This window comes from Enterobacter asburiae (assembly GCA_011754535.1).
GTDB classification, from domain to species: Bacteria; Pseudomonadota; Gammaproteobacteria; order Enterobacterales; family Enterobacteriaceae; genus Enterobacter; species Enterobacter cloacae_N.
The window spans coordinates 15,751-37,959 of sequence record JAAQVN010000001.1 but is presented as its reverse complement, the minus strand read 5'-3'; the positions used below and the strand labels follow the sequence as shown (position 1 = coordinate 37,959).

24 protein-coding genes and 1 other annotated feature are annotated in these 22,209 nt (G+C 57.8%); of the genes, 6 read left to right on the top strand and 18 right to left on the bottom strand.

The window, feature by feature from the left end; all coding sequences use genetic code 11:
• Positions 1-54: 54 nt before the first annotated feature.
• The 9 genes from HBM95_00190 to HBM95_00150 all read right to left on the bottom strand — a co-directional run bounded on the left by HBM95_00190 (position 55) and on the right by HBM95_00150 (position 7,226).
• Positions 55-1,374, bottom strand: coding sequence for an MFS transporter (locus HBM95_00190; GenBank protein NIH41371.1), 1,320 nt, complete (start codon positions 1,372-1,374; stop codon positions 55-57).
• Positions 1,367-2,872, bottom strand: coding sequence for a signal transduction histidine-protein kinase/phosphatase UhpB (uhpB, locus tag HBM95_00185; GenBank protein NIH41370.1), 1,506 nt, complete (start codon positions 2,870-2,872; stop codon positions 1,367-1,369). Before uhpB ends, HBM95_00190 begins: the two co-directional genes overlap by 8 nt.
• Positions 2,869-3,462 carry a transcriptional regulator UhpA gene (gene uhpA / locus HBM95_00180; protein ID NIH41369.1) on the bottom strand — a complete coding sequence of 198 codons (594 nt, stop codon included), beginning with the start codon at positions 3,460-3,462 and terminating at the stop codon, positions 2,869-2,871. The genes uhpB and uhpA overlap by 4 nt, the downstream gene beginning before the upstream one ends.
• A gap of 82 nt (positions 3,463-3,544) precedes the next feature.
• A complete protein-coding gene (gene ilvN, locus HBM95_00175; GenBank protein NIH41368.1) occupies positions 3,545-3,832 on the bottom strand; it encodes an acetolactate synthase small subunit in 288 nt (95 codons plus the stop codon).
• Between the two features lie 3 nt (positions 3,833-3,835).
• Positions 3,836-5,524 carry an acetolactate synthase large subunit gene (gene ilvB / locus HBM95_00170; protein NIH41367.1) on the bottom strand — a complete coding sequence of 563 codons (1,689 nt, stop codon included), beginning with the start codon at positions 5,522-5,524 and terminating at the stop codon, positions 3,836-3,838.
• Between the two features lie 106 nt (positions 5,525-5,630).
• Positions 5,631-5,729, bottom strand: a complete 99-nt coding sequence (gene ivbL / locus HBM95_00165; GenBank protein NIH41366.1) for an ilvB operon leader peptide IvbL — start codon at positions 5,727-5,729, stop codon at positions 5,631-5,633.
• Positions 5,730-5,836: 107 nt separating this feature from the next.
• Positions 5,837-6,316, bottom strand: a complete 480-nt coding sequence (gene hcp, locus HBM95_00160; GenBank protein NIH41365.1) for a type VI secretion system tube protein Hcp — start codon at positions 6,314-6,316, stop codon at positions 5,837-5,839.
• A gap of 21 nt (positions 6,317-6,337) precedes the next feature.
• A complete protein-coding gene (locus tag HBM95_00155) occupies positions 6,338-6,520 on the bottom strand; it encodes a hypothetical protein (protein NIH41364.1) in 183 nt (60 codons plus the stop codon).
• Positions 6,513-7,226 carry a hypothetical protein gene (locus HBM95_00150; GenBank protein ID NIH41363.1) on the bottom strand — a complete coding sequence of 238 codons (714 nt, stop codon included), beginning with the start codon at positions 7,224-7,226 and terminating at the stop codon, positions 6,513-6,515. Before HBM95_00150 ends, HBM95_00155 begins: the two co-directional genes overlap by 8 nt.
• Before the next feature lie 719 nt (positions 7,227-7,945).
• Between HBM95_00150 and tisB the strand changes: the two genes are divergently transcribed.
• The 4 genes from tisB to emrD all read left to right on the top strand — a co-directional run bounded on the left by tisB (position 7,946) and on the right by emrD (position 10,802).
• On the top strand, positions 7,946-8,035 hold the full coding sequence (gene tisB, locus HBM95_00145; GenBank protein ID NIH41362.1) for a type I toxin-antitoxin system toxin TisB: 90 nt from the start codon (positions 7,946-7,948) through the stop codon (positions 8,033-8,035).
• Positions 8,036-8,099: 64 nt separating this feature from the next.
• On the top strand, positions 8,100-8,546 hold the full coding sequence (locus tag HBM95_00140) for a GNAT family N-acetyltransferase (protein NIH41361.1): 447 nt from the start codon (positions 8,100-8,102) through the stop codon (positions 8,544-8,546).
• A 62-nt stretch (positions 8,547-8,608) separates the two neighbouring features.
• Positions 8,609-9,442, top strand: coding sequence for an EamA family transporter (locus tag HBM95_00135; GenBank protein NIH41360.1), 834 nt, complete (start codon positions 8,609-8,611; stop codon positions 9,440-9,442).
• Positions 9,443-9,617: 175 nt separating this feature from the next.
• A complete protein-coding gene (emrD, locus tag HBM95_00130; protein ID NIH41359.1) occupies positions 9,618-10,802 on the top strand; it encodes a multidrug efflux MFS transporter EmrD in 1,185 nt (394 codons plus the stop codon).
• Here the strand turns inward: emrD and HBM95_00125 are convergent.
• Positions 10,705-11,793 (bottom strand): glycoside hydrolase family 5 protein, encoded by a 1,089-nt coding sequence (locus HBM95_00125; GenBank protein NIH41358.1) that lies wholly within the window; start codon positions 11,791-11,793, stop codon positions 10,705-10,707. The two genes, emrD and HBM95_00125, sit on opposite strands and share 98 nt — an antisense overlap.
• A gap of 95 nt (positions 11,794-11,888) precedes the next feature.
• Here HBM95_00125 and dsdA point away from each other — a divergent pair, with 95 nt between their 5' ends.
• Positions 11,889-13,175 carry a D-serine ammonia-lyase gene (dsdA, locus tag HBM95_00120; protein NIH41357.1) on the top strand — a complete coding sequence of 429 codons (1,287 nt, stop codon included), beginning with the start codon at positions 11,889-11,891 and terminating at the stop codon, positions 13,173-13,175.
• 17 nt (positions 13,176-13,192) lie between these two features.
• Here the strand turns inward: dsdA and HBM95_00115 are convergent, their stop codons facing one another.
• The 4 genes from HBM95_00115 to HBM95_00100 all read right to left on the bottom strand — a co-directional run bounded on the left by HBM95_00115 (position 13,193) and on the right by HBM95_00100 (position 16,911).
• Positions 13,193-13,540, bottom strand: coding sequence for a DUF202 domain-containing protein (locus HBM95_00115; protein NIH41356.1), 348 nt, complete (start codon positions 13,538-13,540; stop codon positions 13,193-13,195).
• On the bottom strand, positions 13,530-13,877 hold the full coding sequence (locus tag HBM95_00110) for a YidH family protein (protein ID NIH41355.1): 348 nt from the start codon (positions 13,875-13,877) through the stop codon (positions 13,530-13,532). Before HBM95_00110 ends, HBM95_00115 begins: the two co-directional genes overlap by 11 nt.
• 92 nt (positions 13,878-13,969) lie before the next feature.
• Positions 13,970-15,292, bottom strand: a complete 1,323-nt coding sequence (locus HBM95_00105) for a 6-phospho-alpha-glucosidase (protein NIH41354.1) — start codon at positions 15,290-15,292, stop codon at positions 13,970-13,972.
• Positions 15,289-16,911 (bottom strand): PTS transporter subunit EIIC, encoded by a 1,623-nt coding sequence (locus HBM95_00100; GenBank protein ID NIH41353.1) that lies wholly within the window; start codon positions 16,909-16,911, stop codon positions 15,289-15,291. Before HBM95_00100 ends, HBM95_00105 begins: the two co-directional genes overlap by 4 nt.
• Before the next feature lie 221 nt (positions 16,912-17,132).
• On the opposite strand from HBM95_00100, the gene HBM95_00095 reads away from it, so the two are divergent.
• Entirely contained in the window at positions 17,133-17,879 is a 747-nt protein-coding gene (locus HBM95_00095; GenBank protein NIH41352.1) for a GntR family transcriptional regulator, read from the top strand.
• Here HBM95_00095 and HBM95_00090 read toward each other — a convergent pair.
• The 4 genes from HBM95_00090 to ibpA all read right to left on the bottom strand — a co-directional run bounded on the left by HBM95_00090 (position 17,847) and on the right by ibpA (position 21,939).
• Positions 17,847-19,508, bottom strand: coding sequence for a putative transporter (locus HBM95_00090; protein NIH41351.1), 1,662 nt, complete (start codon positions 19,506-19,508; stop codon positions 17,847-17,849). The two genes, HBM95_00095 and HBM95_00090, sit on opposite strands and share 33 nt — an antisense overlap.
• Before the next feature lie 183 nt (positions 19,509-19,691).
• Positions 19,692-20,846, bottom strand: a complete 1,155-nt coding sequence (locus tag HBM95_00085; GenBank protein NIH41350.1) for an IS481 family transposase — start codon at positions 20,844-20,846, stop codon at positions 19,692-19,694.
• Positions 20,847-20,963: 117 nt separating this feature from the next.
• The gene (ibpB, locus tag HBM95_00080; protein NIH41349.1) at positions 20,964-21,392 is read right to left on the bottom strand and encodes a heat shock chaperone IbpB; all 429 of its coding nucleotides are present in this window, start codon (positions 21,390-21,392) and stop codon (positions 20,964-20,966) included.
• Positions 21,393-21,528: 136 nt separating this feature from the next.
• On the bottom strand, positions 21,529-21,939 hold the full coding sequence (gene ibpA / locus HBM95_00075) for a heat shock chaperone IbpA (protein NIH41348.1): 411 nt from the start codon (positions 21,937-21,939) through the stop codon (positions 21,529-21,531).
• Positions 21,933-22,004: a sequence feature (ROSE (Repression Of Heat Shock gene Expression) occurs in the 5'-region of heat shock genes and acts as an RNA thermometer to modulate expression.), on the bottom strand. It overlaps the preceding gene by 7 nt.
• Positions 22,005-22,209 lie beyond the last annotated feature (205 nt).

Sequence of the window (22,209 nt, the reverse complement as noted above, 5' to 3'; positions counted from 1 at the left end):
AAACCGGGAAAATTTCCTAGTTTTGCGCCATACGGGGTGAAAAGGTGAAGCGCATCACATCACGCTGGCTTCGCGCGGGGCCTGCGCGTGCAGGAAAGGCAACAGCAGCAGGGCGGAAATCCCCGCCGCGATGGCGATCACCGCGAAGAAACCGCTCCAGTGCCAGACGTCGATCACCCGCGCCAGCGGCCAGCCGGAGAGCGATGCGCCCAGGTAGGCAAACAGCCCGACAAAGCCCGTCGCCGCGCCTGCCGCCTCTTTGTGGGAACACTCAGCCGCCGCCATGCCGATCAGCATCTGCGGGCCAAACACGAAGAAGCCGATGGTGAAGAAGCATGCCGCCTGCATCACGTAGCTGGCAAACGGCATCAGCCACAGCGAGCCGACGGAGAGCAAAATCCCGGCGGCGAAAATCAGGTTCATCGGACCACGGTTGCCGTTGAACAGCTTGTCCGAGCCCCAGCCCGCCACCAGCGCGCCGATAAACCCGCCCAGCTCGAACATCGTCACCGCGGAGTTGGCGGTCACCAGGTCCACGCCGAGCGTCTCGGACATGTACAGATTGCCCCAGTCGTTGATGGCCGCGCGCACCACGTAGACCAGTACGTAGCAGAGCGACAGCAGCCAGATGTACGGGTTTTTCAGCACGTATCGGGTGAGGATCTCCCTGCGGGTCAGCCCCGCGCCCTCCTGCTGCTGGGCGATCTCCATCTCGTCGTGCCGCCAGTCGCCCACCGGCGGAAGGCCGACGGTTTGCGGCCTGTCGCGCAGGCGCCAGCAGAGGAACAGCCCGGCGACAATCGCCAGGCCACCGGCAATCATCATCCCCGCGCGCCAGCCGTAGTGCAGCGCCGCGGCACCCACCACCATCGGGATCAGCGCCCCGCCGACGTTATGCGCGGTGTTCCAGATTGCCCACCAGCCGCCGCGCTCGTTGCGCGAGTACCAGGCGGTGAGCAGGCGGGCGCAGACCGGCGCGCCCCAGCCCTGGAAAAAGGCGTTCAGCGCCCACAGCAGGGCGAAGGCCCACAGCGAGGTGGAGAAGCCGAACAGGATGTTCACCACGCCGGTGGCGATCAGCCCAACGCCCATAAAGTAGCGCGCGTTGGAGCGATCGCTGACGATGCCCGAGAAGAACTTCGACAGGCCGTAGGTGATGTAAAACAGCGTCGCCAGCAGGCCGATATCGGTGCGCGTCATCACGCCGCTGGCCAGGATTTCTGGCGCGGCGGCGTTGAAGCTTTTGCGGGTGAAGTAGAACAGCGCGTAGCCGAGCCAGATGGTAATCAGGATATGGCGACGCCAGTAGCGGTAGCGGGCGTCGATTTCCGCTTTGTTGATTAATGGGGCTGCGCTGGCTGGGGTTTTAAACATGAGACGTCCTTAACGGCAAACTGACGCTGACGCGCGTCCCGTGGGTGCAGGAGAGGGTCAGCGTGCCGCCCAGCGCCTTCACGCGCTCGCGCATGCCCGCCAGGCCAAAGCCCTGCTGGCCGGAGCCCGGCGGCAGGCCGCAGCCGTCGTCTTCAATCACCAGCATCAGGCGCTCGTCCTGCTGCCAGCCCTGGATGGTGACCGCGCTGGCGCTGGCGTGCTTGACGATGTTGTTCAGCCCCTCCTGACAGACGCGGAACAGCGTCACGCGCTGGCCTTCGCTGAGCGAAGATTCGTTAATGCGCCAGTCGAGATGGCTGACAATACCGCGGCTTTCCAGCTCCATCTCGCGCATCAGGGAACGTACCGCCTGCTCAAGCGTAAGGTCGTCAAGCTGGCGCGGGCGCAGCCGTCCTAACAGGCGACGAACGGAATCATAGACGCCCAGCGAAAGCTGTTCGATATGCGCCCCGCCCTGCTTCACGCCCGCGTTTTCGGCCGCCAGGCGCTGAACAATGCCCGCCTGCGTGCGGATGGCGGTGATGGTCTGGCCGATATCGTCGTGCAGCTCGCGGGCCACCTCCTGCCGCACGCTCTCTTCCGTCTCCAGCAGACGCTCCGCCAGACGGCGGTTGCGCGCCAGCTCGGTTTGCAGGGACTGGTTCAGCTCGCGCAGGCGCTGAATGCCCGCCCCGAGCAGCAGCCCGGTCAGGCTCTGGGCCAGCAGGGAAAGCAGTAAATCTACGGGATGATCGTGCCAGGTCTGGCTGGCAATCAGCGCGATAGCGTTCATCAGCGTGGCGATCAGCGCCCCCTGCCAGCCGTAGTGCCAGGCCAGGGCGATAATCGGCAGCGCCAGACAAAATGGCGTGAAGCGTGAAAGCTCGGCGGGCAGGCCAAGCTGGAGCCACAGGCTCACCACAAACAGCAGCAGATACCAGATAAGGTGCCGGGCGCGCCAGTTCACCGGTTGAGAAACCAGCGCCGGGCCGAGCGGCTGCCAGACGGTGCTGGTGAGGTAGTGCCAAATAACGAGACAGGTTGGTGCCAGCGTCAGGCCGCCGGTGAGGGTCAGCAGCAGGGCGTTGAGCATCTCCTTCTCGCCAATCCACGGCAGGGATTGTAGCAACGCGGCGGCAATCAGCGCCGCCCCCTGCCGCAGCAGCGTGCGCCAGTCGCGCTGGTGGCGGTAGCGGGAAATGAGCGCGACCGGGAGAAGCGTGAGCACGCTTCCGGTCATCAATAAGGGCAGGTGCGCGAGGGCAACTTCCTGCGCCAGCCAGACCAGCATCAGCCACTCTGCGCCCAGCAAAACCGGCCAGTAGCCGCGCGGGCACTGGAGCATTAGCCCCAGACGCAGGCCGAAGGGAAACAGCAGCACCGCCAGCTCGGGGCGCTCGACAAGATGCAGGCTGATGCTCCACAGGCAGAACCAAGCGGCGGAGAAGATAAAAAAGCTGGCGACGACGGCGATCAGCCGTGAAAAAGCGGAACTCATTGCCAGCTGTCGAACATGCGGCGCGCCAGCTCGACGTCGTTGCTGACGTTGAGTTTTTCCATCAGGTTGGCGCGATGGACGTGCACGGTTTTTGGCGACAGATCCAGCTCGGCGGCAATCTCTTTCACCGACATGCCCTGCGCGAGCTTCTCCGCCACCTGACGTTCGCGTCTGGTGAGCGGATCCTGCCTTCCGGCCGCCAGCTTGACGGCGATATCCGGCGTTAAATAGCAGCCGCCGGTGGAGACGGTGCGCACCGCGGCAATAAGCTCGTCCGGGCTACAGCGTTTAGAGAGGAAGCCCCGCGCGCCCGCGTTGAGCGCCTGCTCGACCAGCGCCGGGCTGTCGTGAACCGAGAGCATGATCGTCGCCATTCCTTTTGGCAGCTGGCTTAACAGCTCCAGCCCGGAGAGATCCGGCATCGAGATGTCGCAGATACAGACCTGCACCCCGCGTCCCGGCAGGCCCGCCAGCGCCTCGCGGCCAGAGCCAAACTCGGCTACGACCTGAAAATCTGGTTCGAGGTTCAGAAGCTGGGCAAAGCCGGAGCGAACGATAAGGTGATCATCGATGAGAGCGATGGTGGTCATGTGTGTTCCTGCGGTCTGAAAAAGCCGGATGGCGCTGCGCTTATCCGGCCTACAAGAGCGAAAGACGCTTACCTTAAGCGATTTACTCGAAAAACACCGCAATTTTGTTAAACATGGTGGGATCGGACTGGTTGCGCGCCACTTTGGTGACATCTTCCAGCTTGTCGATCTGCGCCATCATCTGCTCCAGACGCTGATCGTCGTTGACCAGTAGCCAGATGCGGCTGTGCTCGCTGCCCTGAATCGGCAGACAGAGAATGCCTTCCACGTTAAACGCCCGACGGGCAAAGAGCCCGCAGACGTGGGTCATGACGCCAGGGTGGTTGCGGACGGTGAGTTCCAGAATGACGTTATCATGTTGTTTCTGCATGGCTTATTCTCCCACCATCTCAGTATTTGCCGCACCCGGCGGCACCATCGGATACACTTTTTGTTCAGGGTCGATACGCACGTGGATCAGCGCCGGGCCGGGGCGAGAAATCATCGCCTGCAGCGCCGCGTGTGCGTCTTCTTCCGCGTTCAGATCGCAGGTGTGCAGGCCAAAACCGGCGGCAATCTGCATAAAGTTAATCATCCCCGGATAGGTCGCCGCAAACACCCCCTGCTTGTAGAACAGACTCTGCTGCTGGTGCACTAGGCCCAGCGCCTCGTTGTTCATCAGGATAATTTTCACGTCTAACTGGTTTTCGGCCGCAGTCGCCATTTCCTGAATGTTCATCATCAGGCTGCCGTCGCCGGAGAAGCAGATGACCTTGCGGTCCGGATTCGCCAGCGCCGCACCCACGGCGGCGGGCAGGCCAAAGCCCATAGTGCCCAGGCCGCCGGATGTCAGCCACTGACGCGGACGGTTCAGCGGATACGCCTGGGCGGTCCACATCTGATGCTGGCCGACGTCGGTGGTGATAATCGCGCTGTCGTCCACGCAGGCGGCCACGGCGTTGATCAGCCCGTAGTGGCTGAGCGGGTCGCCCTCGGTTGGGATGGCGCCCGGGAACTCGCGCTGCAGATCGGCCACCAGTTGACGCCAGTCGGCGCGCTCGGCTGCATCGGTTTGCGGGATCAACTGCGCCAGCACTTCGGCCACGTCGCCCTGAATCGCCACGTGCGGCTGCTTGATTTTACCCAGCTCGGCGCGGTCGATATCCACGTGAATGATTTTGGCGTTCGGGCAGAACTGCTCGGTTTTGCCGATCGCCCGGTCATCAAAACGCGCGCCCATAACAATCAGCAAATCAGCCTCTTGCAGGATGTAGTTAGTGCTGCGCGCGCCGTGCATGCCCAACATGCCTAATGACAATGGGTGCGCTTTAGGCAGCATACCCAGCGCCATCAGGGTCATGGTGGTCGGCAGGTTGGCTTTTTCCGCAAACTGGCGGATTTCATCCGCGGCGTTAATCGCCCCGCCGCCCAGATAGAGCACCGGGCGTTTGGCGGCGTTAATCATGGCGGCGGCATCGCGCACGCTCTCAGCGCTGAATTCCGGCGCGGCCGCGCGCTCGCCCGGCTCCGGCAGCACGTCGATCTCGATCTCTGCGGTCTGGACATCCTTAGGAATATCTATCCACACCGGGCCCGGGCGGCCTGACTGCGCAATGCGGAACGCATCGCTGATAACCTGAGGAAGCTCGGTGATATCGCGAACTAAATAGTTATGTTTGGTGATGGGGATAGAGATGCCGTAGGTGTCCACTTCCTGGAACGCATCGGTGCCGATCATGGAGGACGGTACCTGGCCGGTAATGCAGATCAGCGGAATGGAGTCGAGACGCGCGTCGGCGATGGCGGTGACCAGGTTGGTTGCGCCCGGGCCGCTGCAGGCCATACAGACCGCCGGTTTGCCCTGCGTACGCGCCATGCCCTGAGCGATAAAGCCTGCCCCCTGTTCGTGGCGCGCCAGCACGTGGCGGATCTGCGTGCTTTGGCTTAACGCATCGTACAGCGGCAGCACCGTGCCGCCAGGGATGCCCGCAACCGTGGTGATGCCCTGTCGTTCCAGCAAATGAACGATCAGCTGCGCGCCGGTAAAACGCGTCTTGGTGGATGTTGTGCCCGAACTTGCCATGCTCCAGTCCTTTTCTTCTGAGCCAGCCTTCCGGGGAGGGTCCTAAACGAAAAACCCCGCCCGGTTTGCGCCGGCGGGGTTTTGGATTCGTGTGTTGATCCAGTCCCTACGGCGCATTGCCGACGACCACCACCACACGCACGACGACCACTGCGGCTGGTTGCGCAGTTTTTAGTAGGGTCGAAGTGAAGATGGATGAAGTCATTGGGGACCTGTGTTTGGAATCATTGATGGAATTTATACAAACACAGCTTTTAGGGCGTGACAATGGAAATATTTTCATCTGCGCAAAAATGCGTCAGGGATCACGTTTCAGTACGTTGCTCGCTCATTCCAGGAGTCACTAAAGATGACGTTTCCTTCGCAATGCTTCCAGGTGATTTTCTCGTAGCGTATGAGAACCGTTTCAAGGTGTGTGCCAGTGTTTGCGCCGAGATACAGGTCTGGTGTGATTGAGGTTATTTTCACATTCTCCAGGAGGATATTAAAATACTCCTGTTCTAAACCCGCCTCATTAATCTGATACATCTTAATGGTGGCTGACTGAAGCGTTCTTCCCGTACTCAGCGCGCGAAAGAGAAGTGGGGTTACACGATCAAATTCTTTCTGGAACATGATGGGCATGTGTATACGCGTGCCCGTCAATTTCCCGGTATTCCCGTTGACTGGGATGTTGACATTATGAGTGAACGATTTGAGTTCAATCGCACCCTCACGCCCTGACACAAGGCAAGGACCAACCATGGGAGAACCATTTTCATCTGTTAAAAACAAATAAGCTGGGTTTGACATAAAAAATCCTTTTTATAAAATTTAATCGTACTTATCAAAGCGGCCAAAAATCATCGGATGAACAATAATAAATACAATGATAGAAATAAATGTTAGTAATACCCAGTGGTCAGGCACCGACCAAAGGAATAAAGAGGCGAACGCAAAAATATAAACGGGGAATAAAATATCCGTAAATAGAATTGATAACAGACTCTTAAACATGCTCCTTGCCCTTTAAGTCGTTATAAATTGCATCGAAATCCTTATAGAATCCCATCTGCACCTTCTTAATAAGTTCAGACAGGAAAGGCTCAAAAAAGTAGTAAAGCATCTCCAGTTGTGCGGCATAGAGGGTAGCGTAATACTTAGGGTCCAATGTTTTCAGGCGACGAGCGGCAAGAGTACACTTCTGTTCCGTTCCAATCAATTGAAGCGCCATGACAACGTTAGGTACGCGGCGTGCAAGCCGTTCCACGACGATTTCAGAGAGTATGCCAGATTCGGAAAAGAATTTGGCCAGCCCCCATGCTATCGCCAAACGCGCGGCCTTGCTTGTCGGTATGTTGTTAACAAGCCCCGTTACTTTTGAATCCATCTTACGAACGCGATTTTGTTCATTTCCATTTTCAGAATCGGTAATAACACTTTCAAAATAAAGGTATAGCATGTGGGCTATTACATCGCGATAACGGTAAAGCGAGAGAATTGAGAGGTACATCCTTTTTTCTTCTGAGAGAAGCTCATCACATACATCGTGATAGCTGGGGATTAAGCAAGAAGAGTACCAACTTACTCGCTCTATTCCTGAGTAAATATCAGAGCCGATCCCCTTTAATGCTCTCCAAGTCCCTGCAACACCTTGCTGTCCATAAAGAGCTAACTGCCTGTCACTCTGGAACTTCATCTTTAAATATTCAGATGCTTTCATAATGTATCCATACAGTATTTGCGGCTCTAGAAATATACAATGAAAATCTCTGGAATTCAAACCAGCCATATTATTTAAACTAAACATTCACTTAAATAATGAGTTAGCTCGATTTTATTTATTACTATTATAGGCGAAGAAATTTAACTACCTGAGGACTATTAATAGTTATATTAGTTTATAAATTAAGTGGTGTTATCTTACAAAATGAGTCTAATACCTCTAATTTAAAGAAAATTACTTAAGCGATCCAAAGTAGTTCACAGCGAAGCCAAATAGCAGAACCCTCGCTTATCCAGCAGTTTTTTATGGATAGACCAGAAAACAAAAAACCCCGCCTAAGCGAGGTTTTTATCAGGGTTTTGCGGTTGGTTGCCGCAGAACACACTGTGTTACGTCAACGCAAAAAGTATACGCGATCGAAGACGAACGCGCAATTCCGGCACGGATTTTGACGTTTTTGAGTATGGATCACCTTCATGATTTTGTCCAAAAAATACTGTTCATGCATACAGTATTTATCTATACTGAGGGTGTTCGCAGTGAGCGAGGGGGCCGCAGTTCTACCGGCGCAACGAAGTCCTGGCTGAAACGGGTGGTGCCGTCAGTGCCTTAACCCCCTGAAGTGAGCACACTGTGTTACGTCAATCCAGGTGCTGGCAACAGGCGGCGGAAAGGTACGCCAGCATCGTGCTCCTTTTAACCAAAAGGAGACGCGTATGAGCGTAGTGGATATGGTGATACTTATCCTCAAACTCATTGTTGCAGTACTGCAACTGCTTGATGCTGTCCTGAAATTCGTTCGGTAATTCAGGTTCAAGTCGCACCTGAGAGGGGCGGGCAACCGCCCCTCTTTAATAACGAGGGAATGCTATGTCGCGTCTGTTAATTGAGCCTGTCACGCCCGATGAGCCGGGGTATATCGCCCTGAAGGCTGAAAGTATCGCATTGAATTTCAACATGCTGCGCAGGCTGGAAGAGAACTGGCTGCGTGGTGAGAACCGCTTTAACGCGCCGGGTGAAAAGCTGCTGGGCGCGTTTCTCAACGGCAGGCTGGTGGGCGTGTGTGGCCTCAACCGCGATCCGTTCAGCCAGCAGCCGCGTGCCGGGCGCATTCGCCATCTCTACGTCAGCGAGAAGTGCCGCGGGCTGGGCATTGGCAAACAGCTTTTAACCGTGGTGATGGCCGATGCCAGCATCTGGTTTGATTTCCTGAATACCCACGCGCCGGACAGCGCGTACGGATTTTACAATCGAGCCGGTTTTACGCTGGTCTCGGACGAACCGCGGGTGACGCACCGCCTTTTTTGTGCGGTGTAACCGGCTGGCGGCATCAGGATGTGAATGTTACAGTTGAGTGACAATTCACCACCCGATACGCCATGACCATTACCGTTTTCTGCATTTTGCTTTTCGCCGCACTGCTGCATGCCAGCTGGAACGCCATCGTTAAAGCCGGAACGGACAAGCTCTACTCTGCGATCGGCGTTAGCGGCTCAGCTGCGATTATTGCCCTGATTTTATTGCCCTTCTCAACACAGCCATCTGCAGAGAGCTGGCCGTTTTTGATCGTCTCCTGCGCCTTACAGGTGGTCTACACCGTGCTGGTAGCGAAGACCTATCAGGTCTCTGACATGAGCCAGACTTACCCGCTGATGCGCGGCACCGCCCCGCTGCTGGTGGCGCTGATTAGCGTGCTGGTGCTCGGCGATCGTCTCTCCTGGCTTGCCTGGTCCGGCATTGGCGTAATCTGCCTGTCGATTCTGGCGATGGCGATGAATGGCCGCATGCAGTCACGCAGGGGGATCTGGCTGGCGCTGCTGAACGCCTGTTTTATCGCCGGGTATACGCTGGTGGACGGCACCGGCGTGCGGCTGTCGGATACCGCGCTGGGCTACACGCTCTGGACCTTCTTTATGAACGGCTTCTGCATGCTCGGCTGGGCGATGGTGGCACGTCGGCGCGAGGCGTCCGGCTACCTGCGCCTGCACTGGAAAAAGGGGTTGCTCGGCGGCGTTGGCACTATGGGCTCTTACGGTCTGGCCCTCTGGGCAATGACGCAGGCACCGCTGGCGGTGGTCGCGGCGCTGCGTGAAACCTCCGTTCTTTTCGGGGCGCTGATCGCGTTTGTCCTTTTAAAAGAGAAGGTTGCGGGCCTGCGCATCGCGGCGGCGCTGGGCATTGCAGCCGGAGCCATTCTGCTGCGCCTGGCGTAAATTACTGGCAACATTAGTTGCCGTTCTTGTTTACAAATCCTGCCTTTACCGGTTTTTTGATTCACCACGACAATGCTTAAATTGTCATCTTACTGTGGTAGATTCCTCGCGCATTTATGGGAATGCGTAGTCACTTATTCTTCATTTTCCTCTTTTGGCAAAAGTATTCAGCGACATGAAAAAGCAACGGAACGTTAACTTATTGTTGATGCTGGTGTTACTGGTGGCCGTCGGTCAGATGGCGCAAACGATCTACATTCCGGCGATCGCCGACATGGCAAAGGAACTGAACGTCCGCGAGGGTGCGGTGCAGAGCGTGATGGCAGCGTACCTGCTGACCTATGGCGTTTCACAGCTCTTCTACGGCCCGCTCTCCGACCGCGTCGGGCGTCGTCCGGTGATCCTGGTAGGCATGAGCATTTTCATGGTGGCGACGGTGATTGCCATTACCACGCACAGCCTGACCGTGCTGATTGCCGCCAGCGCCCTGCAGGGCGTTGGGACGGGTGTCGGCGGGGTGATGGCGCGAACCTTACCGCGCGATATGTATCAGGGCACCCAGCTCCGCCACGCCAACAGCCTGTTAAACATGGGCATTCTGGTCAGCCCGCTGCTGGCCCCGCTGATTGGCGGCCTGCTGGACACGATGTGGTCCTGGCGCGCCTGCTACGCCTTCCTGCTGGTACTGTGCATCATTGTCACCTTCAGCATGGCGCGCTGGATGCCGGAAACCCGCCCAAAAGACGCGCCGCGCACAAAGCTTATCGCCAGCTACAAAACGCTGTTCGGCAACGGTGCGTTTACCTGCTACCTGCTGATGCTGATCGGCGGCCTGGCGGGCATTGCGGTGTTTGAAGCCTGCTCCGGCGTGCTGCTGGGTGCGGGTCTTGGCCTGAGTAGCATGGTGGTGAGCATTCTGTTTATTCTGCCGATCCCGGCGGCGTTCTTCGGCGCGTGGTTTGCCGGGCGTCAGAACAAGCGCTTCTCCACCCTGATGTGGCAGGCCGTAATTAGCTGTCTGCTGGCGGGTCTGATGATGTGGATCCCAGGGCTGTTTGGCGTGATGACGGTCTGGACACTGCTGATTCCGGCAGCGCTGTTCTTCTTCGGCGCGGGAATGCTGTTCCCTCTCGCCACCAGCGGCGCAATGGAGCCGTTCCCGTTCCTCGCAGGCACGGCAGGCGCGCTGGTGGGCGGTTTGCAGAACATCGGTTCCGGCGCGCTGGCCTGGCTCTCGGCTATGATGCCACAGACTGGGCAGGCTAGTTTGGGCCTGCTGATGACGCTGATGGGGCTGCTGATTTTACTGTGCTGGCTGCCGCTGGCGTCGCGTGTTCCGCATCACGAGCAGCCGGTTTAACCGCATGATGGCCCGGCTTCTCGCCGGGCTTTTCACAGACGGGCGCAATCATCGCCTGCAATAACGGCTCTGGTGCTGGCCGCCAGGCTCCCTCTTCCCCGTCGTAAAACTGGAAATCCGCGTTAAGCGCATACGGGATTTTCGCCTTTTGCAGCTCGCAGGCCATAAAAGTGGCGAAGGCCATTTGCGAGGCGGTGGGCGTAAGACGGCTTGACTCCCCCACGCCCCAGCCTCCGACCCAGCTGACGTGCCCGGTTTTTTGCTGCCAGCGCAGTGCGGTGCTGATGCGGTTACGGATAGCCGCCTTCTCCGCCGCCGTGCCGGACGTCCACGGGTATTTACCGCTATTTTTCAGCGGCCCCCACGGGAAAATATGCCATTCCGCCAGCAGGTAGTTTTGACTGTGCGCAGGCAGCTTCAGGCTGGATAAATCTTCCGGCGCGGCACGCAGGCGCGGCGCAATGAAAATCATGCGCTGCGGGTCTATATCGTGGATCGCTTTAATGGTTTTTTCATACACACGGTTTAACGACGCGAGGTTGTGGTTAAGCTTGTCGGCTGGCTCATAAATGAGATCAAAACCCAGCAGCGGGTAGCTCTGACCGAAATAGTGCGCCACGGCAATCCACCAGTTGATCGTCTCTTTCTCGTTATCGGCTTTGGGGTCGTTTTTATATTCATCAGCCTGATAAGCGATAATCGGGATCACGCCATACTGCTCGCAGGCTTCCACCAGCTTGCGCAGGTGGATCAACCGCGCTTCCGTCGGCTCATCGGCGACGCGAATGCGCACGTGGGTAATGCCTTTTGCACGAAAATCCCGTACCACCAGCGGGTCGAATTCGCGTATGCCGCGCTCGGTGCGCGCCCAGTCCACATCCATCCCGACGCCCAGCTGCTGCGCATAACGGGCAGCCGTCAGCGGCGGCTCGGCGGCAATGGCCCAGCCGGAAGAGATCAGTAACGCGGTAGCAATAAGAGGCTTTAGCACGGTTTACCCTGGATAAATCGAAAGCATTACCTGTATTTAGCACGCTTTTTCACATTTGGTGTAGAGTCAGAACGAACTAATTGCTGAGAAAAATTATGAACGCAACGGCCATCAATACACTCATCGCGCAGTTTCCTCTGGTTGAGGATCTGATTGCCCTGAAAGAAACCACCTGGCTTAACCCGCGCACCACGACGCTTGCGGAAGGATTGCCGTACGTCGGGCTGACCAAAGCCGACGCGGACGACGCCCACGCGCGCCTGAAACGCTTCGCGCCGTATCTGGCGAAAGCCTTCCCGGAAACGGCGGCAACGGGCGGGATTATCGAGTCCGAGCTGGTTGCTATTCCGGCAATGAAAAAACGGCTGGAGAAAGAATCTGGCAAGGCCATTCCCGGCACGCTGCTGCTGAAAAAAGACAGCCACCTGCCGATTTCCGGCTCGATTAAAGCGCGCGGCGGCATCTATGAAGTGCTGGCCCACGCGGAGAAGCTGGCGCTGGAAGCCGGGTTGCTGACCATCGAAGACGATTACAGCATTCTGCTGGAGCCGCGCTTTAAGGCCTTTTTCAGCCAGTACAGCATTGCGGTGGGCTCAACCGGCAACCTGGGGTTGTCTATCGGCATAATGAGCGCACGCATCGGCTTTAAAGTGACGGTACATATGTCTGCCGACGCCCGCGAGTGGAAAAAAGCCAAACTGCGCAGTCACGGCGTCATCGTCGTGGAATATGAGCAGGATTACGGCGTGGCGGTAGAGCAAGGACGAAAAGCGGCGGAAAGCGATCCGAACTGCTTCTTCATTGACGATGAAAATTCCCGCACCTTATTCCTGGGCTACGCCGTTGCAGGCGAGCGCCTGAAGGCGCAGTTTGCCGAACAGGGCCGCGTGGTGGATGCGGATCACCCGCTGTACGTCTACCTGCCGTGCGGCGTCGGCGGCGGCCCCGGCGGGGTGGCGTTTGGCCTGAAGCTGGCCTTTGGCGATAACGTCCACTGCTTCTTCGCAGAGCCAACGCACTCCCCGTGCATGCTTCTGGGCGTTTACACCGGTCTGCACGATGAAATCGCGGTGCAGGATCTGGGCATTGATAACGTGACGGCGGCGGACGGTCTGGCGGTTGGGCGCGCGTCCGGCTTCGTCGGCCGCGCGATGGAGCGACTGCTCGACGGGTTCTATACACTTTCCGACCAGAGCATGTACGACATGCTCGGCTGGCTGGCGCAGGAGGAAGGGATCCGTCTGGAACCGTCGGCGCTGGCGGGGATGGCCGGGCCGGTGCGCGTTCATTCGGATGCCAGCGTTACCCACCTGGTGTGGGCAACCGGCGGCGGCATGGTGCCGGAAGACGAGATGGCGAAGTATCTGGCTAAAGGGAAGTAATTAAGCCGCCACCCGGCTTACAGGCTCAAAATTTGCTGAATATGGGTTACCGCAAACAGCAGCGACAGCGAGAGAACAGCGAGTGCGATCAGGAACTTATCCCGTACCGCTTTCGGCTGGACAAAGTCGTTCTGCGCCACGTCCATCAGGTTACGGCTGCGGGTATAGCGCCATAAAATGATGGCTACCAGCGCCAGCACAACAATCGAGATCCAGAATGGCACCCCGGTGCGGTGCCAGTTGTGCTTAATCGCAAGGGCAATCAGCGCGCCATACCCCAGCAGCGTGCGCAGCCAGGCCAGCGACGTTCGCTCAGGCTGCAGGCCAGGGTCCGCTTCGCGCCGCGCTTTGCGGCTATCCGGCATAGAACACCAGCACCATTACCACGCCCGCCACCGTCAGCAGAATCACGCTGATGATGAGTAACCCGCGCGTATAGGGCAGATCCTGCTTCAGACGCATCGCCTTCTCATTGCGAAGCCAGCGCAGGTAACCGTAAATCGCCAGCACGCCCGCGAACAGGCACAGCAGCAGCGCCAGCACTTCACGAATCAAGGGCGTGGCAAAATCGGGTGCGAGCTGGTCAAGGCCGACACCTGCGGCCAGAAAGCCCAGTGCGGTGCGGATCCACGCTAAAAAAGTGCGTTCATTAGCCAGAGAGAAGCGGTAGTCCGGCGCTTCGCCGAGGCGGGAAATTTTCATGGAGGTTCCTTGTCGTGCTACAGGCAGGCTTCAGCATAGCGTAAATCGACAAGGACAAGGAGACCGGCATCGGGCGATGCCGGTCAGGACGATTAATGCAGCTCTGGCCAGTACTCTTTGTTGGCCTCAATAAGGTCATCCAGAATCGCTTTCGCGACGGAGGCGCTCGGCACGGTTTTCGACAGGGTAATGGCCTGCCAGAGCTTCTGGTACGAGCGCTGCTCCCAGGCATCCACCACCAGTTTTTCCACCGCCACCTGCTGGCTCATCAACCCTTTCTGGAAGTGCGGAATATCGCCCACCGTAAGCGGCTCCGGCCCGTTATGGCCCACCAGGCACGGGATCTCCACCATCGCATCGGCATCAAAGTTATGGATGGCCCCGTTGTTTGGCACAATCAGCAGCATCCGCTCCTGCGTATTAAAGGCAATCGCCGTCGCCAGATCGACGATGTACGACGCATGTTCGTCGATTTCCAGCTCACCTGCGGAGGATTTGCCCGCCTCAATAATCGCCCGGCAGGAACTGAACACGTGCTTCTCACGGTGGTCCATGACCTCATTGGCGCGGGTGCGTTCCGGGTTGGAATGCGCAACCACGTAGTCCGGGAACAGATAATACTTCAGGTAGGTGTTCGGCATGGTGTCCGGATCCAGCGCCTGCACGTCTTTGGCTTTGGCGAAAGTATCGTTCCAGCTCGCTTCGGTATGTGCATCTTCGGAAGGCGGAACATAGCCATTTTTCGCCACGTATTCGCGCAGTTTTGGCATCAGATCGTTGCCGTTCAGATCCTCAATCGACGTCCACCAGCCGAAGTGGTTCAGGCCGTAGTAGCGCACGCGCATCTCTTTACGGTCCTTCAGGCCGACAATCTGCGCCATGCGTCCTTCAATGCCGATCGGCATATCGCAGATGTTGAGAATTTTGGCGTTCGGGCGCAGGCGGCGCGTGGCTTCTGCGACAATCGCCGCCGGGTTGGAATAGTTCAGCATCCACGCGTTCGGGGAGTACTGCTCCATATAATCCACCAGCTCCAGCACGCCGCCGATAGAGCGCATGCCGTAAGAGATACCGCCCGGTCCGCAGGTTTCCTGACCCAGCACGCCGTGGCGCAGCGGAATTTTTTCATCTTTTTCGCGCATCGGGTATTTGCCCACGCGGATGTGCGCCATCACGAAATCCACATCGGTAAACGCCGCTTTAGGATCGGTGGTGTAGCTGAACTCAATCTCCGGGGCCTGCTCCCTGAGGATGATTTTGCACGCTTCGGCGATGGTCTCCTGACGTGCGCCGTCGTTGTCATAGAACTTCAACGCGCGCAGCGGGAAGCGGTCACGGTTGGCTAACAGCATCAGGACGATACCAGGCGTAAAGGTGCTGCCGCCGCCTGCAATGACAACTGAGAATTTTTTCATGATATAGCCTCTGTCAGGGTGGTTTGTTCATTCGTTAAAGGAGTTTTCATCAGCGATTCCAGCTGGTCGCGCACCTGAGGAACGTGCAGGCCGACAATCACCTGAATGCCGTTGCCGCGTCGCACCACGCCGTGGGCGCCGAGGGCTTTGAAGACGTCATCGCTTTGGGTTTTCGCCATATCGACCAGCGCGATACGCAGGCGGGTGGCACAGTTATTGATGCTTTCGATGTTGGCCGCGCCGCCCAGCGCCTGCAGGAATCCGGCGGCCTGTCCAACCTGCTGGCTGGCCGCCGCCGGGGCGGTGGTTTGCCCGCGCGCAGCCTTATAGTCGGCCTTGCTGTAGAGTTTGATTTCGCTCTCTTCCCGGCCAGGCGTTTTCAGGTTCAGACGTTCGATCAGCGTTTTGAAGACCACGAAGTAGATGCCGGTGAAGCAGACGCCAATGCCGATCTGGGTGAAGACCGTCGTGGCGTGGTTATGGAACATCGGGATCCAGTTTTGCGGCAGGAACTGGTCCAGCAGGCCGCCGCCCATGTTCCCGACCACGCCGAAGGTGTACATCACCGTTGCCATGGTGGCCGCCAGCACCGCGTGCACGGCAAACAGCAGCGGCGAGATAAACAGGAAGGTGAACTCAAGCGGTTCGGTAATGCCCACCAGCACGGCGGTGAGCGTGGCAGGAACCAGCAGGCCCGCCACCTTGACGCGGTTTTCCGGCGACGCGGTGTACCAGATAGCAAATACAATCCCGACCGAGCCAAACACTTTTGAGTTGCCGTGCAGCGCGAACCCGCCTTCCGGGAAGAGGGTTTTCAGCGGCAGGGTGCTCTGGCTGAACTCCTGCAGGTGCTGCGCCCAGTAGACCTGAATCCCGCCCTCCACCGCCGCCGGGCCGAAGATGAACGGACCGTAGACGAAGTGGTGCAATCCGGTTGGGATCAGAATGCGTTCCAGGAAGGTATACACCCATACGCCCAGCGCGCCGGCAGAGCGCAGAAACGCCTGCAGGGACTCGATGCCCATCTGCACTTTCGGCCAGCCCAGCAGCGTCAGCCAGGCGCAGGGGATCATGACGAAGAACGCGAGGATAACGACAAACGAGCTGCCCTGGAAAATCCCCAGAAACACCGGCAGCGGCTTGTCGAAGTAGCGGTTGTGGATGGCGGTGACAATGCCTGAAATCACAATGGCCCCGATGATGCTGGTATCGAGCGTTTTGATCCCGGCAATCATCGCCAGCCCGCTACCCGCCGTCGGTTCGGCGGAGAAGTCGACGCCGAAAAAGTGGCCCCAGGTCATCCCCATCGCGTTAATGAAGTAGTTCCAGGTCAGGAAGCTAATCAGCACCGCCAGACAGGCGCGGCCCTGCGCCTGCTTCGCCAGGCCAATCGGCAAACCGACGGCAAAAATCAGCGGCATATTGCGAAACACCGCCCAGCCGCCCTCTTCAATGATGTGAACAATCTGCGCGAAAAGATGATCGGGGGCCGTTAGCGCTTCGCCAACAAACAGCGGGTTGCGAAGCATGATGGCGATTCCCACCACGATCCCGGCGAACGGAAACAGCAACACCGGGGTAAACATGGCACCGCCAAAACGTTGTATTTGACTGAGCATTTTTAAATCCTCATGAAACAACCTGTAGGGGTAGAGGCCTTTATGGTTTTTTGCTGGCCTGAGGTGAGCATAAGAACTTACTGATGCGTGAACATGGCGTGCCGCTGCGATTCGTGATCGCATTCATGGTTTTATTTTGACCAATCAGGTCTACTTTTTGCGGTAAATATGGACATGTAAGGACGTAATCCACGCCCTGATAAGGGCAGAGAGGTCTGGTGGTGATCTACAAATCTATTGCCGACAGGTTGCGGCTGCGGCTGAACTCGTCGGACTACAATATCGGCAGCCCGCTGCCCGGCGAAAAAGCGCTGGCGCAGGAGTTCGGCGTGGCGCGAATGACCATTCGAAAAGCGTTAGACCTGCTTGTGAGCTGGGGGCTGGTTGAGCGGCGGCACGGCAGCGGAACGTTTGTCTCACGCAAAGACGTACATCACGAAACCACCAACCTGACCGGGCTGGTGGAGGTGCTGCGTCAGCAGGGAAAAGAGGTGCAGAGCAAGGTGCTGCAGTTCGAAGTGATGCCCGCCCCGCCCGCCATCGCCAGCCAGCTTCGGATTCAGGTGGATGAGCGGATCTACTTTTCACGGCGGGTACGCTACGTGGACGGGAAGCCGCTGATGCTGGAGGACAGCTTTATGCCGGTGAAGCTGTTCCGCAACCTGTCGCTGGCGCATCTTGAGGGGTCTAAGTTCGATTACATCGAGAAGGAGTGCGGGATCACCATCAGCGGCAACTACGAAAGCCTGACGCCGGTGCTGGCAGATAAAACGCTGGCCGGTTATATGAACCTGCCGGAACAGACGCCGCTGCTGCGCATTACCTCTCTTTCCTACAGCGACAGCGGCGAGTTCCTCAATTATTCCGTGATGTTCCGAAATACCAGCGATTACCAGGTGGACTACCATCTGCGGCGCATCCACCCGGACGATCTGCTAGCCCATCCCCCAGAACAGCACCGCCAGTAGCTGTGGGGTGATGATACGCAGAAACATCACCAGCGGGTAGACGGTGGCATAGGAGAGCGCGGCCGCGCCGCTGGTGGCGTGCAGGTTGTTGGCAAAGGCCAGCGCGGGCGGATCGGTCATGGAGCCCGCCAGCATGCCGCAAAGCGTCAGGTAGTTCATTCTGGCGAACATCCGCGCCAGGATTGCCACCGTCAGCAGCGGAATCGCCGTGATGAAGATGCCGTAGCCGACCCAGCTCATCCCTTCGCCCTTGACCAGGGTATCGACAAAATCCCCTCCGGATTTTAGCCCGACTACCGCCAGGAACAGCACGATGCCCAGCTCGCGCAGCGCCAGGTTGGCGCTCGGCGGCATAAACCAGTAGAGCTTCCCGATACAGCCGATACGCCCGAGGATCAGCGCCATAATCAGCGGCCCGCCCGCCAGGCCGAGCTTGAGCGCCACCGGGAAGCCCGGCACGTACACAGGAATAGAACCGAGCAGCACGCCGAGCCCGATACCGATAAACACCGGCAGCATCTGCACCTGCTGCAGTTTCTGCTGGGCGTTACCCACCATATCCGCCACGGCGTCGATGGACGACGGGCGCCCGACCAGGTTGAGGATATCACCGAACTGCAGGCTGGCCTCCGGGCTGGCGACCAGTTCGACACCTGCACGGTTAAGTCGAGAGATCACCACGTCATAGCGCTCTTTTACCTGCAGATCGCGAATTTTTTTGCCAAGAACGTGCTCGTTAGTCACCACTACGCGCTCCACGCGCATATCGGTGCCGCGGGTTGAGAGCGAGGTATCCACTTCCTGACCAATCACCAGCCGCGCGTTATTTAAATCCCCCGGCTGGCCGACCAGGTGCAGCAGATCGCCTTGCCGAATGACGGTGCCAGGCGCAGGCACCATCAGCATATCGTCACGCTTAAGGCGGGAGCAGATGATATTGGCGCTGTTCAGGATCGGTACGTCCTGAATCGCCATATTGTTCAGATTGGGGTTATCGACGCGAATGTTGATGGTTTTGATCGGCATATGGCCGTTGGTAAGCGTGGTTTCGTGATCTTTTGCCTCTGTTTCGACGTTAATACGAAACAGGACGCGTACCAGCCACATGGAGAGCAAAATGCCGCAAATACCAAACGGATAGGCCATGGCGTAGCTCATCCCCATTTGGTCGACAATGCCGGACTCAATGCCCAAATCGCGCAGGATTTGCTGCCCGGCACCGAGCGCCGGCGTGTTGGTGACCGCCCCGGAGAAAATGCCCAGCACCACGGGCAGCGGGATAGCAAAGATTTTGTGCAGGATCGCGGTGACCAGCCCACCCATTACCACAATGCCGAGGGCAAACAGGTTTAGCCGTAGCCCGGAGACGCGCAGGGAAGCGAAAAAGCCCGGCCCTACCTGAATCCCGATGGTGTAGACGAAGAGGATCAGGCCGAACTCCTGAGTAAAGTGGAGCATTTCGGCGCTGAGAACCAGCCCGAGCTTGTCGGCGAAGTGTCCGACAAAAATGCCGCCAAACAGCACCCCGCCTATCCCAAACCCGACGCCGCGAATTTTGATATTCCCTATCCACAGGCCAACAACAGCGACCAGGGCCAACACGCTTACGGTTAACGCGATATCACTCATGATCCACTTCCTTGGCATAACCTTAGTTATGCTAAGGATTCTCTCAGAGCCGGGGGCGGTTGTATGGGCGATGGCGCACAAAAAAGCCCTGCCGGGGCAGGGCTTTATCTTTTCACCCTCTCCCTGTGGGTGTACAGTCCGGGGACATGGTAGACAGGTGTTCGGGGACATGATGAACACTTTTTAACATCCTTTACCCATGGTGATCGACTTTTTCTTCAGGTCGATCACCCCCACTTTCGTGCTGTACCACCATACTTCATAGCAGCCATCTTTCACCGTCTCCTTCAGCCCGACCCGTTCTCCCCTGAACGCCTTGCCTGCGCTCAGACTTACACCTTTCACGCTCAGCTTTCCGCTGACATCCACTTTCCTGACCATCACGCCCTCGTCATATTCCGGTGGCGTTGTGTTGCCGCTGTACTGCCGGGCTGACGGCTGATACCGCGAGCCCGGTACCGCCATATCCAGCGCCTCGTGCGGGCGTTCAAGGTTATAGACCGTCCGCCAGTGGTCGAAGGCGCGCTGCAGCTCACCGCTGTCCGCGAACCATTTTCCCTGCAGCACTTCCGCCTTCAGGCTGCGGTGAAAACGCTCCAGCTTGCCCTGCGTCTGCGGATGGTAAGGCCGGGAGTGCCCCACCCGGATACCCAGACGCATCAGCCACAGCTCCAGCGCCGTCCAGGTGCCGGTGGTGTCGCCCCACGGTGAGCCGTTGTCCATCGTCATCCGGTCCGGCAGGCCGTAACGCTCAAACACGCTGACCAGCTGCTGCTGCACGGTCTCGCGCCGTTCATCAGTACAGTGCGCAAGGCACAGGGAAAAACGGGAGTGGTCGTCCAGCAGGGTGAGCGGATGGCAGCGGCCACCGCCAAAGAGAAAGTGGCCCTTAAAATCCATCTGCCAGAGGCGGTTCGGCGCGTCGTATTCGAAGCGTCCCGTGGCGGGAATGCCCGGTGAAGCGCCCGGCAGCAGGCCGTGACGGGCCATGAGGTTATGGACGGTGCTGAAGGCGGGCATGGGGTGCCCCTGGTCTTCGAGCCAGCGCTTAATCTTGCGTGCGCCCCAGCGTTCATGACGGTCATGCGCCATGCGCAGCAGGGCTGTGATGTCGTCAGATGAGCGGTTCGGGGAATGGTGCGGTATGCGCGGGCGGTCCTGAAGGCCGGACGGGCCTTCGTGAGCCCAGCGGCGAAGCCACTTGTAGCCGGTGGCAGGTGAAATGCCAAAGCGACGGCAGAGGGAACGGATGTTCGCCCCGTCCTGCGAGGCGAACAAAACAAACCCGGTACGTAATGACATGGTATCTCTCGCATCCCAGGGCATAAGCGACTCCATAAACGGGTTCTTATGCCTCAGTTGTAAGTGTCTACCATGTCCCCGAACAAGTGTTCACTATGTCCCCGGACTGTACAGTGGGAGAGGGCTGGGGTGAGGGCATCAGCCCGCACACTATTAGCTATTCAACGCCGGGCGCTCGCTAATGGCGATACGCTGCGGCGCGATGGCCTCCGGTACGTTACGGATCAGGTCGATATTCAACAGCCCGTTAGTAAACGTCGCACCGGACACTTCCATATGGTCTGCCAGGGTAAAGCTCAGGCTAAACGGCTGATTAACCAGCCCCTGATGCAGCCACCGGGTCTCAGCCTCTTGTTTTTCCGGCGACCCCTTCACGGTCAGGCGAGTGCCTTCAAGCTGGATGTCCAGATCGTCCTGGCGGAAACCGGCCAGCGCAAGGGTAATGCGATAGTGGTTATCGTCGCTTTTTTCGATGTTGTACGGCGGAAACGTCTGTTGCTCGGTGGTGCTTTGCAGGGCGTTAGCCAGCTTGTCAAAACCAATCCACTGACGCAGCAGGGGGGATAAATCATAGTTACGCATACTAAATCTCCTTCTGAGAAGCGAGTTCGGCACAGTTTAATTTTGTGCGCAGTTGTTCCTGCAAATCGTGATGGATTCGCATATGCTCCCGTTACGGCAAGCAAGTCCGGGTGGGCCGCTCACGCGACCCGCGTAATTAGTTAATTTCGATACGGCGCGGTTTTTTCTCTTCCGGAATCACACGTTCCAGTTCGATAAACAGCAGGCCGTTGACCAGGTTCGCGCCTTTAACGTGAATGTTCTCGGCTAACTGGAACTTGCGTTCAAAGTTGCGCTCGGCGATGCCCTGATAAAGGTAGGTACGTTCTTTCTGCTCGGCCGTATGGGAACCTTTCACCACCAGCAGGTTGTCCTGCGCGGTGATCTCCAGTTCGTGTTCTGCAAAACCGGCGACGGCAATGGCGATGCGATAGTGGTTTTCGTCAACCAGCTCAACATTGTATGGAGGGTAGCCGTTGCTCTGGCTTTGGTTATTTTCTAAATGGTTAAACAGGCGATCAAAACCAATTGCAGAACGGTATAGCGGAGAAAGATCGAAGTTACGCATAAATAAAACTCCTGAAATCAGCGAGAAATTGTAGCCTTCCACCATGGACAGGCCTTTGCGCCCCCGAACACCCATCAGGCGTGCTCGTTATCGGGCCACATTCTTAAAATGGGTCTGGAATCGGGCTTTTCAAGCGTATTGTTGTGAGATTTTTTTGCACTTTGCTGGTTGTCGCATAGACTCTGGGACAACAGCACAAAGGGTTAAATTGCGATGGCTGCCACAGTGCGGGGTTATCGGGCTATTCATTTCGGATAAGGCTCGCTATAA

Coding starts and splice junctions, on each gene's coding strand:
- HBM95_00190 (NIH41371.1), bottom strand. CDS start 1,374: ATGTTTAAAACCCCAGCCAGCGCAGCCCCATTAATCAACAAAGCGGAA.
- uhpB (NIH41370.1), bottom strand. CDS start 2,872: ATGAGTTCCGCTTTTTCACGGCTGATCGCCGTCGTCGCCAGCTTTTTT.
- uhpA (NIH41369.1), bottom strand. CDS start 3,462: ATGACCACCATCGCTCTCATCGATGATCACCTTATCGTTCGCTCCGGC.
- ilvN (NIH41368.1), bottom strand. CDS start 3,832: ATGCAGAAACAACATGATAACGTCATTCTGGAACTCACCGTCCGCAAC.
- ilvB (NIH41367.1), bottom strand. CDS start 5,524: ATGGCAAGTTCGGGCACAACATCCACCAAGACGCGTTTTACCGGCGCG.
- ivbL (NIH41366.1), bottom strand. CDS start 5,729: ATGACTTCATCCATCTTCACTTCGACCCTACTAAAAACTGCGCAACCA.
- hcp (NIH41365.1), bottom strand. CDS start 6,316: ATGTCAAACCCAGCTTATTTGTTTTTAACAGATGAAAATGGTTCTCCC.
- HBM95_00155 (NIH41364.1), bottom strand. CDS start 6,520: ATGTTTAAGAGTCTGTTATCAATTCTATTTACGGATATTTTATTCCCC.
- HBM95_00150 (NIH41363.1), bottom strand. CDS start 7,226: ATGAAAGCATCTGAATATTTAAAGATGAAGTTCCAGAGTGACAGGCAG.
- tisB (NIH41362.1), top strand. CDS start 7,946: ATGAGCGTAGTGGATATGGTGATACTTATCCTCAAACTCATTGTTGCA.
- HBM95_00140 (NIH41361.1), top strand. CDS start 8,100: ATGTCGCGTCTGTTAATTGAGCCTGTCACGCCCGATGAGCCGGGGTAT.
- HBM95_00135 (NIH41360.1), top strand. CDS start 8,609: ATGACCATTACCGTTTTCTGCATTTTGCTTTTCGCCGCACTGCTGCAT.
- emrD (NIH41359.1), top strand. CDS start 9,618: ATGAAAAAGCAACGGAACGTTAACTTATTGTTGATGCTGGTGTTACTG.
- dsdA (NIH41357.1), top strand. CDS start 11,889: ATGAACGCAACGGCCATCAATACACTCATCGCGCAGTTTCCTCTGGTT.
- HBM95_00115 (NIH41356.1), bottom strand. CDS start 13,540: ATGCCGGATAGCCGCAAAGCGCGGCGCGAAGCGGACCCTGGCCTGCAG.
- HBM95_00110 (NIH41355.1), bottom strand. CDS start 13,877: ATGAAAATTTCCCGCCTCGGCGAAGCGCCGGACTACCGCTTCTCTCTG.
- HBM95_00105 (NIH41354.1), bottom strand. CDS start 15,292: ATGAAAAAATTCTCAGTTGTCATTGCAGGCGGCGGCAGCACCTTTACG.
- HBM95_00100 (NIH41353.1), bottom strand. CDS start 16,911: ATGCTCAGTCAAATACAACGTTTTGGCGGTGCCATGTTTACCCCGGTG.
- HBM95_00090 (NIH41351.1), bottom strand. CDS start 19,508: ATGAGTGATATCGCGTTAACCGTAAGCGTGTTGGCCCTGGTCGCTGTT.
- HBM95_00085 (NIH41350.1), bottom strand. CDS start 20,846: ATGGAGTCGCTTATGCCCTGGGATGCGAGAGATACCATGTCATTACGT.
- ibpB (NIH41349.1), bottom strand. CDS start 21,392: ATGCGTAACTATGATTTATCCCCCCTGCTGCGTCAGTGGATTGGTTTT.
- ibpA (NIH41348.1), bottom strand. CDS start 21,939: ATGCGTAACTTCGATCTTTCTCCGCTATACCGTTCTGCAATTGGTTTT.